At 55.6% G+C, this 14,634-nt stretch carries 16 protein-coding genes; 15 read left to right on the top strand and 1 reads right to left on the bottom strand.

Annotation, left to right across the window (positions count from 1 at the left end):
- Window positions 1-182 precede the first annotated feature (182 nt).
- From fliD to AC6HVW_RS04480, 4 genes are all read left to right on the top strand, one after another.
- Window positions 183-1,586 (top strand): flagellar filament capping protein FliD, encoded by a 1,404-nt coding sequence (gene fliD / locus AC6HVW_RS04495; protein ID WP_071680883.1) that lies wholly within the window; start codon window positions 183-185, stop codon window positions 1,584-1,586.
- Between the two features lie 23 nt (window positions 1,587-1,609).
- On the top strand, window positions 1,610-2,020 hold the full coding sequence (gene fliS, locus AC6HVW_RS04490) for a flagellar export chaperone FliS (RefSeq protein WP_021180965.1): 411 nt from the start codon (window positions 1,610-1,612) through the stop codon (window positions 2,018-2,020).
- Window positions 2,020-2,388 carry a flagella biosynthesis regulatory protein FliT gene (gene fliT, locus AC6HVW_RS04485; protein WP_071680884.1) on the top strand — a complete coding sequence of 123 codons (369 nt, stop codon included), beginning with the start codon at window positions 2,020-2,022 and terminating at the stop codon, window positions 2,386-2,388. Before fliS ends, fliT begins: the two co-directional genes overlap by 1 nt.
- A gap of 313 nt (window positions 2,389-2,701) precedes the next feature.
- Window positions 2,702-3,568 carry a helix-turn-helix transcriptional regulator gene (locus tag AC6HVW_RS04480; RefSeq protein ID WP_071680885.1) on the top strand — a complete coding sequence of 289 codons (867 nt, stop codon included), beginning with the start codon at window positions 2,702-2,704 and terminating at the stop codon, window positions 3,566-3,568.
- 818 nt (window positions 3,569-4,386) lie between these two features.
- Here AC6HVW_RS04480 and fliE read toward each other — a convergent pair.
- Complete coding sequence (gene fliE, locus AC6HVW_RS04475; protein ID WP_024528887.1) at window positions 4,387-4,701, bottom strand: flagellar hook-basal body complex protein FliE; 315 nt, start codon at window positions 4,699-4,701, stop codon at window positions 4,387-4,389.
- Between the two features lie 318 nt (window positions 4,702-5,019).
- Here fliE and fliF point away from each other — a divergent pair, with 318 nt between their 5' ends.
- The 11 genes from fliF to fliP all read left to right on the top strand — a co-directional run bounded on the left by fliF (window position 5,020) and on the right by fliP (window position 14,631).
- Window positions 5,020-6,708, top strand: coding sequence for a flagellar basal-body MS-ring/collar protein FliF (gene fliF / locus AC6HVW_RS04470; RefSeq protein ID WP_071680886.1), 1,689 nt, complete (start codon window positions 5,020-5,022; stop codon window positions 6,706-6,708).
- Window positions 6,705-7,697 (top strand): flagellar motor switch protein FliG, encoded by a 993-nt coding sequence (gene fliG, locus AC6HVW_RS04465; protein WP_021180960.1) that lies wholly within the window; start codon window positions 6,705-6,707, stop codon window positions 7,695-7,697. The genes fliF and fliG overlap by 4 nt, the downstream gene beginning before the upstream one ends.
- Window positions 7,690-8,388: a flagellar assembly protein FliH gene (gene fliH, locus AC6HVW_RS04460; RefSeq protein ID WP_021180959.1), complete on the top strand. Its 699-nt coding sequence runs from the start codon at window positions 7,690-7,692 to the stop codon at window positions 8,386-8,388. The genes fliG and fliH overlap by 8 nt, the downstream gene beginning before the upstream one ends.
- Entirely contained in the window at window positions 8,388-9,749 is a 1,362-nt protein-coding gene (gene fliI / locus AC6HVW_RS04455) for a flagellar protein export ATPase FliI (RefSeq protein ID WP_021805706.1), read from the top strand. Before fliH ends, fliI begins: the two co-directional genes overlap by 1 nt.
- Before the next feature lie 18 nt (window positions 9,750-9,767).
- On the top strand, window positions 9,768-10,214 hold the full coding sequence (gene fliJ / locus AC6HVW_RS04450) for a flagellar export protein FliJ (RefSeq protein WP_021180957.1): 447 nt from the start codon (window positions 9,768-9,770) through the stop codon (window positions 10,212-10,214).
- On the top strand, window positions 10,211-11,431 hold the full coding sequence (locus AC6HVW_RS04445; RefSeq protein ID WP_071680887.1) for a flagellar hook-length control protein FliK: 1,221 nt from the start codon (window positions 10,211-10,213) through the stop codon (window positions 11,429-11,431). The genes fliJ and AC6HVW_RS04445 overlap by 4 nt, the downstream gene beginning before the upstream one ends.
- A gap of 135 nt (window positions 11,432-11,566) precedes the next feature.
- Window positions 11,567-12,058, top strand: a complete 492-nt coding sequence (gene fliL, locus AC6HVW_RS04440) for a flagellar basal body-associated protein FliL (protein WP_071680888.1) — start codon at window positions 11,567-11,569, stop codon at window positions 12,056-12,058.
- Between the two features lie 6 nt (window positions 12,059-12,064).
- A complete protein-coding gene (gene fliM / locus AC6HVW_RS04435) occupies window positions 12,065-13,069 on the top strand; it encodes a flagellar motor switch protein FliM (RefSeq protein WP_021180954.1) in 1,005 nt (334 codons plus the stop codon).
- Window positions 13,062-13,475 (top strand): flagellar motor switch protein FliN, encoded by a 414-nt coding sequence (fliN, locus tag AC6HVW_RS04430; RefSeq protein WP_021180953.1) that lies wholly within the window; start codon window positions 13,062-13,064, stop codon window positions 13,473-13,475. The genes fliM and fliN overlap by 8 nt, the downstream gene beginning before the upstream one ends.
- On the top strand, window positions 13,475-13,879 hold the full coding sequence (gene fliO, locus AC6HVW_RS04425) for a flagellar biosynthetic protein FliO (protein WP_071680889.1): 405 nt from the start codon (window positions 13,475-13,477) through the stop codon (window positions 13,877-13,879). Before fliN ends, fliO begins: the two co-directional genes overlap by 1 nt.
- Entirely contained in the window at window positions 13,876-14,631 is a 756-nt protein-coding gene (gene fliP / locus AC6HVW_RS04420; RefSeq protein ID WP_021180951.1) for a flagellar type III secretion system pore protein FliP, read from the top strand. Before fliO ends, fliP begins: the two co-directional genes overlap by 4 nt.
- Window positions 14,632-14,634: the final 3 nt, after the last annotated feature.

Raw genomic sequence — 14,634 nt, 5'->3', positions numbered from 1 at the left:
GCGCTCCCCCCACAACCTTTAGATTTTTTTTCCGTTTTTTTCACTTTTCGCCAATGGCGCGAATAACGCTGTTTTTCCCTCTTCTACTGCGCCATCGTTTTTTCTATTTATCCGTAAACTTTTTGAATACTGAGCCGATAACGCATAGAGCGTAAAAGTCATTGACCATAGGAGAATCACGAATGGCATCGATTAGTTCATTAGGCATCGGCTCAGGGCTGGACCTCAACGGCTTGCTGGACAAGCTGACCAAGGCGGAACAACAACGTCTGACACCTTATACAACCCAGCAAACCAGCTATAACGCCAAGCTGACTGCCTACGGCACGCTGAAAAGCTCGCTGGAAAAATTCGATAACCTGAGCAAGGATTTGGCCAAGCCAGAATTCTTTAACAATACTACCGCCACCACTCACGATCAGTTTAACGTGACTACCACCGCCAAATCGGTCCCGGGTAACTACAGCGTCGAGGTGCAGCATCTGGCACAGCCGCAAACCTTGACGACAAAGGCCGATATTAACGATCAAGCGGAGAAACTGGGCACTATCGGCGCCAGCGATCGTTCGATTTCGATCACCGCCGGCAACCCGCCCAAAGAGGTCAAAATCCCGCTAGGTGACGATCAAACCTCACTGCTGGAAATGCGTGATGCGATTAACGGCGCCAAGGCCGGGGTGAACGCCACCATCATGCGCGTGGGCGACAACGACTATCAGTTGGCCATCAGTTCCTCCACCACCGGCGAAAAAAATACGGTCAAGGTGCAGGTTAATAATGACGATAAACTGGGAGCGATCTTAAATTATGATCCTACCAGCACCAGCAACGCGATGAAGGAAACGGTCAAAGGCCAGGATGCCGAGTTGACCATCAACGGCACCACCATCAAGCGCAGCACCAACTCGATCGCCGACGCCCTGCAAGGGGTGACGCTGGATCTGAAAACCATCACCAAACCGGGCGAACCGCAGAACCTGGTGGTCACCGCCGATAAAAGCGGCACCTCGGACAAGGTCAAGGCTTGGGTTGATAGCTATAACTCGCTGTTGGATACCTTTAATTCGCTGACGAAATACACCCCAGTAAAGAGTGGTGAAGCACAGAACAACAAAAATGGGGCGCTGCTGGGTGACAACACGCTGCGCGGCATCCAATCCTCCATTAAGAGCGCTCTAAGCGCCGCACAGGACAACCCGGAGCTGAAGGGCTTGGGCAACCTGGGTATTACTACCAATACCAAAACCGGCAAATTGGAATTGGACAGCGACAAGTTGAAAAAGGCGATCGATGAAAAACCCGATCAAGTGGCCAATTTCTTCGCTGGTGATGGTAAAGAGAGCGGTATGGCGACGGAAATCCACAATGAGATCCAAAACTATATCAAGGCCGGCGGCGTGATTGAGAACTCGACCAAGAGCATCAATACCAACCTCGACCGTTTGAATACCCAAATCACCCGCGTGACCGAAAGTATTCAAAGCTCCATCGATCGTTACAAACAGCAATTTGTTCAGTTGGATACCATGATGTCAAAACTGAATGGTACCAGTAATTATTTAACCCAACAGTTCACGTCTAAATAGGCGCGTTAACCAGGTAAAATAGCATGTACAACCGCAGCGGAACCCAGGCTTACGCCCAGGTTAGTGTAGAAAGTGGCGTGATGGGTGCCAGCCCGCACCAGCTCATCGTGATGCTATTCGACGGGGCGCTCAGCGCCCTGCTTCGTGCACGCATCCTGATGGATCAGGGGAATATCGCCGGCAAGGGGCTGGCGATCTCAAAAGCCATTAATATCATTGATAACGGGCTGAAAAATGGCCTCAATCATGAACAGGGAGGGGAGATCGCCGATAATCTCGCCGCCTTATATGACTATATGAAACGCCGTCTGATGCAGGCCAACCTGCATAATGATGTCGCGGCCCTTGACGAGGTCAGCGGGCTGCTGGAGAACATTGCCGACGCCTGGCGCCAAATTGGCCCCAATTATCAACCCGTTCAGGACGGCGTATAATGGAACACCACCAACAACTGCTATTGGCCTATCAAAAGATCCATAGCCTGAGCGAGCAAATGATCACACTGGCGCAGGCTGGCCAGTGGGATGCGCTGATTGAAATGGAGATCACCTACGTTCAGGCGGTAGAAAAAACCGCCCAACTGGCAGGTATCCCTGAGCCATCTTCGACCTTGCAGGATATTTTACGCAGTAAATTGCAGCAAATCCTCAAAAACGAAACCGAAGTGAAGCGACTGATGCAGCTACGCATGGACGAATTAACGGTTTTGATCGGGCAGTCTACCCGCCAGAGCGCGGTCAACAGCACCTACGGTCAATTCCATGACCGCGCTTTGCTGCTTGGTGAGCCGCAATCAAGATAAATCTTATGTTTAACCGTCTGTCCTAAGTAATTAATAGGATAAAACACTATTATTATCCCGTTGCACCATAATATAAACGCATGAGATTTGAATAATTCGTATGGCAGGTAATGCATGAAAATGCAAACCGCTGGCACTATTGCCGATTTAATGGATAACACTTATCCCGACACGGACGTTTTCTGTTCAACAGGAAACTGATTCTTGACAAGTAAATTACCGAGTTGTGATCGGCAACAGGCGAAAAAATGTTGCTCCATCCGCCAGCAAAGCGTAAAGATATTCGTAGATAATAACGATGAAATGAATATTGATGGAACGCTTAATTAATTTTTGTCCCGGGATCGGTGCCTCAGCACACATCATTCAGCATACTGAACTGCGACTTCCGTCGCTCTATTTTGAGCAGACGCATCTGTTTTTGATCCAGCAAGGGCAAACACGTATACGGTGGAAGCAACGGGAGGTGGTAGCTCGCGCCGGGGAGTTGTTGATCGTGGAAGGTGGGCTCACCGCCGATGTGATTAATAGTCTTTCAGACAGCGGAGTATTCAGTTGCCAACTGCTGATTTGCGATCCCTTGCTGTTTGATACGCTAGCCAATACGCCTATCGCGCCGCCTATCCCTTTCACCGGCGTCACTACGCTGACGAAGCTGCCCTGCCCGTTCTTGCACAGTTTTGAAACCGCGGCGCTGGCATTGACGCTGCACGATCGTTTTCCCCAGATGATTATCCGCCATAAAATGTGCGAAATCCTGCTGTGGCTGGCACACCTGGGGATCCGCTTTACTCACCAGGAAGCCAATAATCTGACCCAGCAGGTGCGCCGCTTGCTGGCAAGCGATCCGCAACGGATTTGGACCGCCGCCGAAGTGGCTGAAAATCTGATGATGAGCGAGGTGGTGCTGCGGCGTAAACTGTCGGCGGAGAATAGCGCCTTGCGCAGCCTGATGATCGACGTTCGCATGAGCCGCGCGCTGCTGTTATTGCAGGCCACAGACTGGCCGATTTCCGCCATTGCACAATATGTGAGCTATGAGAGTTCTTCTCGTTTTGCCGAACGCTTTCGTAAACGATTCGGCTTCGCGCCTACCGCCATCCGTGGGCACCAGCGAATTATGCAGCCCACCGCCGCGCAGCCTCCGGCATATCCATGGCTAAATACGGTAGAGGAGTAGGTGCTGGTTTTAACAACGGCAGACTGAGGATGTGACTAAGGCCACCCTGAGTGGCCCGTACATCAGTTGAATTTAACTAATACATAGATCAATACGGCCAACACAATTAACATGACAATGCTGAAAAAACGCCATCTAACTTCACTTTTAGTGCTCATCACCTTTCCCGAATAAATACTATTAGCGCGATTATTTCCTAGAAAAAATAACATCCTTGCCAAAGCTGTGTATCGTTCATCTTATCCATAACGACATCAGCATACTCCAAAGCACGGTCGAAAAAATAACAACCACCGCACAATAGGAATTAGGTCGGTCAATAAAATAGAGATATTTCTTAAAGTTACACAGTTCGCGGTTCTCTGTCAGTGCTTGAATGAGACTCAATCGCCTCACCGTAAACCAATACTTTTTACGTGGGCTATGAGCGGCAGAGAACGACTCCAATTAAAAATATGAGATAGATCCTGGGCGACATAAGGATATATCTAATTTGCACCCCGGTTAATTGACATTTAGGACAATAACTACAAATATTAGCTTAATTAACCAATTTCAAGGAGGATAAGATAATGGAGTATTTGGTAGCATCGCTGACTGTTTTATGCCTTTTTTCCTTTAAGAAACACGCCAAAGTTATTGATAGTAAAAAGATTGGTGTTGCCCATAAAAAACACCGACGACGCTCAAGACACCGGCTTGCCATGATTTATTGATTAGGCAAACGGGTCGAAAACCACTGAAAATCACATTAGGGGGGCTTACGCCAATACAGAACAGATTATCTGTTGTGCGCTATAGCCGCCCTGTATTTACCACTACACCGCCATATTCATCACGTCTTGATAAGCCGCAACCAGTTTATTACGCACCTGCACTCCCAGTTGCAAAGAAACTGAAGACTTCTGCAGATCGACCATCACGTCGTTCAAACTGATACCCGGCACACCCAATTCAAAATCCTGTGCTTGCTGACGCGCAGTTTGCTGAGTCTCGCTGATCTTACCGAGAGCCGCCTTTAACTCATTGGCAAAGCTGGCTCCCTGCACCGGATCGTTTTGTCGCAGCGCTCCGGCCTGAACCGCCGTGGCTTGCAACTGCTGCACCACTCCTTCAATACCCTGAATTGCCATCATGACCTCGTTACTTCATTCATACCCTATGGATTTCAAGCGCTGGCCTGAAAAACGGCGGGAAAACCGCGCTTTCATTCGCCTGCATGATCCCGATGCTGCACACCCTACCACAGTGCTTTCCGGTTAAAGCGGCTAATTAACTGCAAAAACACCGGTTTATCGGGCCATCAAAACTTGCCCCTAGAGCAAATAATGGCATGCCCAAAAATGGGGGCGCTTTTGTTAGGCCGTAAAGAACTGTGTATTCAGGGAGTCTGTTTTGTCATCACACAACAACGCTAGCCATACCTCGAACCCACCAGAGTGGGTACCAGCATGAATGGTGAAAGCCGTGATAACGGCCTGCTGGCCCTATGGAATCGCTTGCGTGCCAACCCTAAAATTCCACTGCTGATCGCGGCCTCGGCGGCGATCGCCATCGTGGTTGCGCTGATGCTATGGGCCAAAAGCCCGGATTACCGCGTGCTGTACAGCAATCTCAACGATCGTGACGGCGGCGCTATCGTCACGCAACTCACGCAGATGAACATCCCCTATCGCTTTACCGAGAACGGCTCGGCGTTGATGATCCCGGCGGAGAAGGTGCATGAAACCCGCCTGCGTCTGGCGCAACAGGGGCTGCCTAAGGGAGGTGCCGTCGGCTTTGAACTGCTGGATCAGGAAAAATTCGGCATCAGCCAGTTCAGCGAACAGATCAACTACCAGCGCGCGCTGGAAGGCGAACTGTCACGTACTATCGAATCCCTGGGGCCGGTACAGAATGCCCGTGTGCATCTGGCACTGCCTAAGCCTTCGCTGTTTGTACGCGAACAAAAGAACCCCTCTGCTTCCGTGACGCTCACGCTGCAACCTGGCCGCACGTTGGACGACGGCCAGATCAATGCCGTGGTGTATATGGTGTCCAGCAGCGTGGCCGGTTTGCCGCCGGGCAACGTCACGGTGGTCGATCAGGCTGGCCGCCTGCTGACCCAATCCGACGGCACCGGACGCGATCTCAATGCCGCACAGTTGAAGTACGCCAATGAGGTTGAGAACCGCTATCAGCGCCGTATTGAAGCCATTCTGGCACCGATTGTCGGCAGCGCGAACGTGCGTGCTCAGGTAACGGCACAAATCGATTTCTCCACCCGCGAGCAAACCGACGAACAGTACCAGCCCAACCAGCAGCCGGATAAATCCGCGATACGCTCCAGACAGCTCAGCCAGAGTGAACAGAACGGCGGGCAACAGATCGGCGGCGTACCGGGTGCCCTTTCCAACCAGCCAAGTGCAGCACCGACTGCACCGATAGAAACACCAAAAACTACGGCTGCGGGCAATACAAATACCCCTGCCACGGCAAACAATGCCAATAACAGCACGCGTACCGGGGCTAGCGGTAACGTAGCGCAAAACAGTCGCCGTGATGAAACCACCAACTACGAGGTGGATCGCACCATTCGTCATACCCAGCACAAGGCTGGAGCGGTGGAACGCCTGTCGGTCGCCGTAGTGCTCAATACCCTGGGTACCGATAAAGACGGTAAACCGCAGCCGATGAGCAAAGAACAGTTGGCTCAGGTGGAATCTCTGGTCCGTGAAGCGATGGGTTACTCCAGCAGCCGTGGCGATACGCTTAACGTGGTCAACACCCAGTTCAACGATGTAGAGCAGACCGGCGGCGAGTTACCTTTCTGGCAGTCACAGTCGTTTATCGATCAGTTGTTCAACGCAGGCCGCTATTTGCTGGTGCTGCTGGTGGCCTGGATTTTGTGGCGCAAGCTGGTTCGTCCGCAGCTGCAAAGCCGTCAGGTGGCGCAACAAGCTGCAGTGGCCGCTGCCAATACGCCAGCCAGTCGCCCGGCTGAGGTGAACAAGCCAAGTCATGAAGAGCAGGCGCTGCACAAGAAATCACAGCAGCGCGTCAATGCTGAAGTCCAGGGCCAGCGGATCCGCGAACTGGCAGATAAAGATCCACGCGTGGTGGCCCTGGTGATCCGTCAATGGATGAGTAACGAACTATGAGCCTGACAGGTACCGAAAAGAGCGCCATCCTGCTGATGACGCTGGGTGAAGATCGCGCCGCCGAAGTCTTCAAGCACCTCTCGTCAAGGGAAGTGCAGCAGTTGAGTGGCACCATGGCCAGTATGCGCCAGGTGTCCCACAAACAGTTGGGGGAGGTCCTCAGAGAGTTTGAAGACGATGCCGAACAGTATGCCGCGCTGAGCGTCAATGCCAGCGACTACCTACGCTCGGTGCTGGTTAAAGCCTTGGGTGAAGAACGTGCCAGCAGCCTGCTGGAGGATATTCTCGAATCACGCGAAGACACCTCCGGCATGGAAACGCTCAACTTTATGGAGCCGCAGAGCGCGGCCGATCTGATCCGCGACGAACACCCGCAGATCATTGCCACCATCCTGGTTCACCTCAAGCGCGGCCAGGCGGCGGATATCCTGGCACAGTTCGAGGAGCGCCTTCGCAACGACGTGATGCTGCGTATCGCCACCTTCGGCGGTGTACAGCCGGACGCCCTGGCAGAGCTGACCGAAGTGCTGAACAATCTGCTGGACGGCCAGAACCTCAAGCGCAGCAAAATGGGTGGCGTCCGTACCGCCGCCGAGATTATCAACCTGATGAAAACCCAGCAGGAAGAGGCGGTTATTGGTGCCATGCGTGACTACGACGGCGAGCTGGCGCAGAAGATCATCGACGAAATGTTCCTGTTCGAAAACCTGGTGGAAGTGGACGATCGCAGCATCCAGCGCCTGTTGCAGGACGTGGAAAGCGAATCCCTGTTGATCGCCTTGAAAGGGGCCGAACAGCCGCTGCGCGAGAAGTTCCTCAAGAACATGTCGCAACGTGCCGCCGATATCCTGCGCGACGATCTGGCCAACCGTGGCCCGGTGCGCATGTCGCAGGTGGAGAACGAACAGAAGGCTATCCTGTTGGTGGTACGTCGCCTGGCAGAAACCGGCGAAATGATCATCGGCGGTGGCGAGGACACCTATGTCTGATCGCCTCAACACCCTGCCCTGGCAGCCCTGGTCGCTTAACGATCTGGCGGATCCCAAACCGGTGCTGGAACCGGAAAGCCCGCCAGAGGTGATCATCATCCCGCAGGATGACAGCATCAACGAACAGCAACGGCTGGAGATGCTGCGTTTGCAGGCCCAACAGCAAGGTCAGCAACAAGGCTTTGCCGAGGGCCAGCAGAAAGGCTATGACGCCGGTTTCCAGGCCGGGCTGGAGGAAGGTCGTCAGCAAGGCATTCTGGCGGGCCAACAGCAGCAGCAACCGATCACGGAACATTGGCAGCAGTTGGTCACCGAGTTCCAGCACACCCTGGACGCGCTCGACAGCGTGATTGCCTCGCGCCTGATGCAGTTGGCCCTGACGGCGGCCAAACAGGTCATCGGCCAAGCGCCGGTGTGCGATGGCACCGCCCTGCTCGGCCAGATCCAACAGTTGATCCAGCAAGAACCGATGTTCAGCGGCAAACCTCAGCTGCGCGTACACCCGGATGATTACGAACGGGTAGAGCAGCAGCTTGGTATGACCCTCAGCCTGCACGGCTGGCGGCTACTGGCCGACGGACAGTTACATCCAGGCGGCTGCAAGGTCAGCGCAGAAGAAGGCGATCTGGATGCCAGCCTGGCTACCCGTTGGCATGAACTGTGCCGTCTGGCCGCACCGGGAGAGCTGTGATGACCGTTCGTCTCGGCCGTTGGCTGAACTCGCTGGACAGTCTGGAAAAACGCATTGCCCGTGCGCCCGCGGTGCGCCGCTATGGCCGCCTGACCCGAGCTACCGGGCTGGTACTGGAAGCCACCGGTTTGCAGTTACCACTGGGGGCCACCTGCCTGATCGAACGCCATGACAGCGGTGTAGTGCAGGAGGTAGAAAGCGAGGTGGTCGGTTTTAACGGCCAGCGGCTGTTCCTGATGCCGCTCGAAGAGGTCGACGGTATTGTGCCCGGCGCTCGGGTCTATGCTCGCGTCTCCCCCGAAGGACAAAGCGCCAGCAAACAGTTACCCCTTGGCCCGGCACTGCTTGGCCGGGTGCTCGACGGCGGTGCCAAACCGCTCGATGGCCTGCCAGCACCAGATACCGGCTACCGCGCACCGCTGATCACCGCCCCGTTCAACCCGTTGCAACGCACCCCGATCGAACAGGTACTCGACGTGGGTGTGCGCACCATCAACGGGCTGCTCACCGTGGGCCGCGGCCAGCGTATGGGGCTGTTCGCCGGTTCTGGCGTGGGTAAAAGCGTGCTGCTCGGCATGATGGCGCGTTATACCCAGGCCGACGTGATCGTCGTTGGGCTGATCGGCGAACGTGGCCGCGAAGTGAAAGACTTTATCGAAAACATCCTCGGCACCGAGGGAAGAGCGCGTTCGGTGGTGATCGCTGCTCCGGCAGACGTTTCGCCGCTGCTACGCATGCAAGGCGCCGCCTATGCCACCCGTATCGCCGAAGATTTCCGCGATCGTGGCCAACACGTGCTGCTGATTATGGATTCCCTGACCCGTTACGCCATGGCGCAACGTGAAATCGCCCTAGCAATCGGTGAACCCCCGGCTACCAAAGGCTATCCGCCTTCGGTATTCGCCAAACTACCCGCTCTGGTAGAGCGTGCCGGTAACGGCATCAGCGGCGGCGGTTCCATCACCGCGTTTTATACCGTGTTGACCGAAGGTGATGACCAGCAAGACCCAATTGCCGATTCGGCACGCGCCATCCTCGATGGTCATGTGGTGCTCTCCCGGCGCCTGGCGGAAGCGGGCCACTACCCTGCCATCGATATTGAAGCGTCGATCAGCCGTGCCATGACCTCGCTGATCGACGAGGAGCATTACCGGCGGGTACGTAACTTCAAACAGATGTTGGCCAGTTACCAACGTAACCGCGACCTGATCAGTGTAGGAGCCTACGCCGCAGGCAGCGATCCGCTGCTGGACAAGGCCATGACGCTGTATCCGCAGATGGAAGCCTATCTGCAACAGGGCATTTTCGAACGCAGCGGCTACGACGATGCCTGCCAGCAATTGCAGCAACTGATTGTTTAACCACGGAGCCTGAGCACCATGAAACCACAGTCACCGCTGATTATCCTGCGCGATCTGGCGCAGGATGCCGTAGAACAGGCCGCACAGCACCTCGGCCAGGCACGTCAGGCACAACAGGCGGCGGAGCAACAGCTTGCCATGCTGCTCAACTACCAGGATGAGTATCGGCAAAAACTGAACAACACCCTGTCTAGCGGCATGGGTTCCGCCAGTTGGCAAAACTACCAGCAGTTTATCGGTACGCTCGAGCAGGCCATCAGCCAACATCGCCAGCAGTTGCTGCAGTGGAGCGAGAAGGTAGAGCGGGCGGTCAAACAGTGGCAGGACAAACAGCAGCGGCTGAACGCTTTTGAAACGCTCAATACCCGTGCCCTCAGCGCCGAGCTGATGCTGGAAAACAAGCGTGACCAAAAACTGATGGATGAGTTCGCTCAACGCAGTTCACAAAGGAATCTAAACCCATGAACCTCAACGTTCTCTCTGGCTTGCCCGCGACAGCTGATGGCACGGAGACTGGCCTTACCGCGCTGTCGTTGGATGATACCGGACTGTCTGCCAGCTTTGCTCAACTGCTCGGCGAGCGCTTCATGCCTGAAGGTCAACTGAAAGGCAAGCCGAAAGTGGCCCAGCTACTGGCCGAAGATCCACAAATCTCAACCCTCAGCCGCCAACAGCTTAACCAATTGCTGACCTCGCTCAGCGATCATGGCCGTTTGCTGGCCGCTCCGCAGGAACTGGATGCGGCAGACGATAGCCAAACCCGGTTAACCCAGCGCGATGACGAACAGCCGTTGCACCCTGTAGATACTTTGGATGCGGCCAGCTTGCAGGCCCTGTTTGCCATGCTGCCTGCCGCCGTAGTGCAGCCGTTACCGGGGAATGGGGTCGCAACCACCGCTGAGCCAAGCGGGGACGAAGCGCCGCTGACGGGAGCCGCATCACTGTTAGCCACCCTGAGCGAAAAACCAGCGTTATCCACTGCTGGCCTGCCAACGTCTAAATCGCAGCCGAACGCAGACGATAAATCCGCCTTGGCCGCCAAAACCGGCGCGGCGTCAGTACTGCCTTCTCAGGCCGATGACAATCAGGATAGCGGCCCCCCCACACTGAAACTGGCGGCTGAATCGGCGCAATCTTCTGCAACGCCACAGCACGCAGCCCCTGCGCCAGTTTCCAGCCCGGCGATCGCCAGCCAACCCGTCAGCGCGACGGTGAGCGCACCGGCAACGCCACAGTTGAACGCTCAACTCGGCAGCCCAGAATGGCAACAAGCACTGAGTCAGCAGGTGCTGATGTTCCACCGCAACGGCCAGCAGAGCGCCGAGTTACGCCTGCATCCGCAGGAACTGGGTGCCTTGCAAATCACGCTGAAGCTCGATGATAACCAGGCCCAGTTGCATATCGCCTCGGCACACGGCCAGGTTCGTGCGGCGGTGGAAGCCACGCTGCCCCAACTACGCCATGCGCTGGCGGAAAGTGGCATCAACCTTGGCCAGAGCAGCGTTGGCGGTGAGTCACTGCCGCAGCCGCAACAGTCACAGCAGCAGGCCTCTCACCAAGGCGGGCAGCCTTCTTACCGTGAACAACACGGCAGCGCCGAAACCGGCGTTGAAGCCCTGAGCGCCCCAGCAGCGCTGCAGGCGATGGCCCGCTCGGTCGACGGCGTTGATATTTTCGCCTGACGGCGTGCAAACGCTCAAGCTGGCACGCTTTTCCCCGCCTATTCTGGCTATTGCAGCCATGAATAAGCGGGATAATGGAATTACATGTATTGCGTGCTGCCTATCTGCACGCAGAGAACAGGATTTGGCTTAGTAATGTCTCAGAACTCCCTTCCAACAGCAGCAACAAAAAAACGTCCAATACTGGTGATCCTGCTGGTACTGATCGCCTTGGGCGCATGTGGTGCCGCAGGCTACAGCTGGTGGTTGATGCAGCAGCATAAAAACGGTCAACCCGCCGCCGAGGAAAAAAAGCAGCCACCTCCGGCACCGGTGTTTATGCCGCTGGATACCTTTACCGTCAATCTGGTGACGCCGGATAACAACCCGGACCGCGTGCTGTATATCGGCCTGACGCTGCGCCTGCCAGATGAAGAAACACGCCGCCGGCTGAACGATTTTCTGCCGGAAGTGCGTAGCCGTCTGCTAATGCTGCTTTCACGACAGGAAGCAAGCCAACTGGCCAACGAGCAAGGGAAACAGCAACTGGTGGCACAGATTAAAGACGTGCTCAGCCCACCGCTGGTGACGGGACAACCGAAGCAAGTGGTCAGCGATGTGCTGTTCACTGCCTTCATACTGCGGTAATAAACCATGGGCGACAATATTCTTTCACAGGCCGAGATCGACGCACTGCTCAATGGCGACAGCGCGGGGGATGAACCCGCCGCCGTCATCGGTCATGAAAGCGAGGTCAAACCTTACGATCCCACCACCCAACGGCGCGTGGTGCGTGAGCGCCTGCAAGCGCTGGAGATCATTAACGAGCGTTTTGCCCGTCAGTTTCGCATGGGGCTGTTTAACCTGTTGCGCCGTAGCCCGGATATTACCGTCGGGGCGATCAAGATCCAGCCATACCATGAGTTTGCCCGCAACCTGCCGGTGCCGACCAACCTGAACCTGGTCCACCTGAATCCATTGCGCGGCACGGCGCTGTTTGTGTTTGCCCCCAGCCTGGTGTTTATCGCCGTGGATAACCTGTTCGGTGGCGATGGCCGTTTTCCTACCAAGGTCGAGGGCCGGGAATTTACGCCAACCGAACAGCGGGTGATCAAACGCATGCTGCGCTTGGCGCTGGACGCCTATGGCGATGCCTGGAGCGCCATCTACAAGATCGATGTGGAATACGTCCGTGCCGAAATGCAGGTCAAGTTTACCAATATCACCACCTCTCCCAACGATATCGTGGTAACCACGCCGTTCCAGGTGGAGATCGGGGCGCTGAGCGGTGAATTTAATATCTGTATTCCATTCGCCATGATCGAGCCACTGCGCGAGTTGCTGACTAACCCACCGGTGGAGAACTCCCGCCAGGAAGACAGCCAGTGGCGAGAAACGCTGGTGAAACAGGTTCAGCACTCCGAACTTGAACTGATCGCCAACTTTGTCGATATCCCGATGCGCCTGTCGAAAGTGCTGAAACTCCAGCCGGGCGACGTGTTACCGATCGATAAACCGGAACGCCTGATCGCCCATGTTGACGGCGTCCCGGTCTTGACCAGCCAATACGGCACCTTGAACGGGCAGTACGCCCTGCGTGTTGAACATTTGATTAACCCTATTTTGAATGCCCTGAGTGAGGAACGGCCCAATGAGTGATCCTAAACAACCGTCTGGCGAAGAGAAGGACTCCGTAGACGATCTGTGGGCTGATGCGTTTAACGAGCAACAGGCGACCGAAAAATCCGCCTCTACCGAAGGCGTATTCAAGTCGCTGGAAGCTCAGGATGCGTTGGGTAGCCTGCAAGATATCGATCTGATCCTGGATATTCCGGTCAAGCTGACCGTGGAGCTGGGCCGCACCAAGATGACCATCAAGGAGTTACTGCGCCTGTCGCAAGGCTCAGTGGTAGCGCTGGATGGTCTGGCCGGTGAGCCATTGGATATCCTGATTAACGGCTATCTGATTGCCCAAGGCGAAGTGGTGGTGGTCGGCGACAAGTTCGGCGTACGCATCACCGATATCATCACTCCTTCCGAGCGCATGCGCCGCCTGAGCCGCTGATGACCCCCAACGCCAGCGTGCAGACGCAAAGCACTCAGCAGCCCGCCGGTACGGCGCTGCCCACCGGCTCGGTATTGATGCAGGTCAGCAGCGCGCTCGGCGCTATTTTGCTGCTGATCCTGCTCGCTGGCTGGCTGTTTCGTCGGCTGGGCTTTGCTCCGCAGGCCCGTGGCAATCAAAAATTGCTCAACCTGCGTGCCAGCTGTCAGGTTGGCCAACGCGAACGCGTGGTGGTGGTTGAAGTGGATAACACCTGGCTGGTGCTGGGCGTTACGGCTCAGCAAATCACCCCGTTGCACACCCTGCCCGCACCACCGGCACAGGAAGCAACCGATCACAAATCACCGGCAGATTTCCGCCAGCTGATGCAAAACGTATTAAAACGCCCGGATAAATCGGCATGAATCCATTCTCCCACCGCCGGGCTTTTGGCCCGCTGCTGGCCGCTGGCCTGCTACTGCTCAGCCCTGCCGCTTTGGCACAGTTGCCGGGGCTGATTAGCCAACCTACGGCCAACGGCGGCCAAAGCTGGACGCTGCCGGTGCAGACGCTGGTACTGATCACCTCACTCAGCTTCCTGCCCGCGATGCTGCTGATGATGACCAGCTTTACCCGTATCATCATCGTGCTGGGGCTGCTGCGTAACGCCCTCGGCACCCCATCGGCACCGCCCAATCAGGTGATGCTGGGGCTGGCACTGTTTTTGACCTTCTTTATCATGTCACCGGTGTTCGACAAGGTATATCAAGATGCCTACCTGCCGTTCAGTCAGGACAAGATCAGCATGGAGGTAGCGATTGACAAAGGTTCGCAGCCGCTACGTGAGTTTATGCTGCGCCAGACGCGGGAAAGCGATCTCGCCCTGTACGCCAGGCTAGCTAACCTGCCCGCGTTGGAAGGTCCGGAGGCCGTTCCGATGCGTATTCTGTTGCCCGCCTATGTCACCAGTGAGCTGAAAACTGCCTTCCAGATTGGTTTTACCGTATTTATTCCGTTCCTGATCATCGACCTGGTGGTGGCCAGCGTGCTGATGGCGCTGGGAATGATGATGGTGCCCCCCGCGACCATCTCGCTACCGTTCAAACTGATGTTGTTTGTGCTGGTGGATGGTTGGCAGTTGCTGTTGGGATCGCTGGCGCAGAGTTTTTACAGCTAGCAG

This window comes from Serratia sp. NCCP-200 (genome assembly GCF_059697885.1).
The sequence above is the reverse complement of the archived record's forward strand: the minus strand, read 5'-3'. Positions and strand labels throughout refer to the sequence as shown.

Excerpts from the sequence above, each read along its gene's own strand:
- fliE (WP_024528887.1), bottom strand. The coding sequence starts at position 4,701 with ATGGCAATTCAGGGTATTGAAGGAGTGGTGCAGCAGTTGCAAGCCACG.
- AC6HVW_RS04480 (WP_071680885.1), top strand. The coding sequence starts at position 2,702 with ATGGAACGCTTAATTAATTTTTGTCCCGGGATCGGTGCCTCAGCACAC.
- fliJ (WP_021180957.1), top strand. The coding sequence starts at position 9,768 with ATGAAACCACAGTCACCGCTGATTATCCTGCGCGATCTGGCGCAGGAT.
- fliG (WP_021180960.1), top strand. The coding sequence starts at position 6,705 with ATGAGCCTGACAGGTACCGAAAAGAGCGCCATCCTGCTGATGACGCTG.
- fliI (WP_021805706.1), top strand. The coding sequence starts at position 8,388 with ATGACCGTTCGTCTCGGCCGTTGGCTGAACTCGCTGGACAGTCTGGAA.
- fliO (WP_071680889.1), top strand. The coding sequence starts at position 13,475 with ATGACCCCCAACGCCAGCGTGCAGACGCAAAGCACTCAGCAGCCCGCC.
- fliL (WP_071680888.1), top strand. The coding sequence starts at position 11,567 with ATGTCTCAGAACTCCCTTCCAACAGCAGCAACAAAAAAACGTCCAATA.
- fliP (WP_021180951.1), top strand. The coding sequence starts at position 13,876 with ATGAATCCATTCTCCCACCGCCGGGCTTTTGGCCCGCTGCTGGCCGCT.
- fliH (WP_021180959.1), top strand. The coding sequence starts at position 7,690 with ATGTCTGATCGCCTCAACACCCTGCCCTGGCAGCCCTGGTCGCTTAAC.
- fliD (WP_071680883.1), top strand. The coding sequence starts at position 183 with ATGGCATCGATTAGTTCATTAGGCATCGGCTCAGGGCTGGACCTCAAC.
- fliM (WP_021180954.1), top strand. The coding sequence starts at position 12,065 with ATGGGCGACAATATTCTTTCACAGGCCGAGATCGACGCACTGCTCAAT.
- fliF (WP_071680886.1), top strand. The coding sequence starts at position 5,020 with ATGAATGGTGAAAGCCGTGATAACGGCCTGCTGGCCCTATGGAATCGC.
- fliT (WP_071680884.1), top strand. The coding sequence starts at position 2,020 with ATGGAACACCACCAACAACTGCTATTGGCCTATCAAAAGATCCATAGC.
- fliN (WP_021180953.1), top strand. The coding sequence starts at position 13,062 with ATGAGTGATCCTAAACAACCGTCTGGCGAAGAGAAGGACTCCGTAGAC.
- AC6HVW_RS04445 (WP_071680887.1), top strand. The coding sequence starts at position 10,211 with ATGAACCTCAACGTTCTCTCTGGCTTGCCCGCGACAGCTGATGGCACG.
- fliS (WP_021180965.1), top strand. The coding sequence starts at position 1,610 with ATGTACAACCGCAGCGGAACCCAGGCTTACGCCCAGGTTAGTGTAGAA.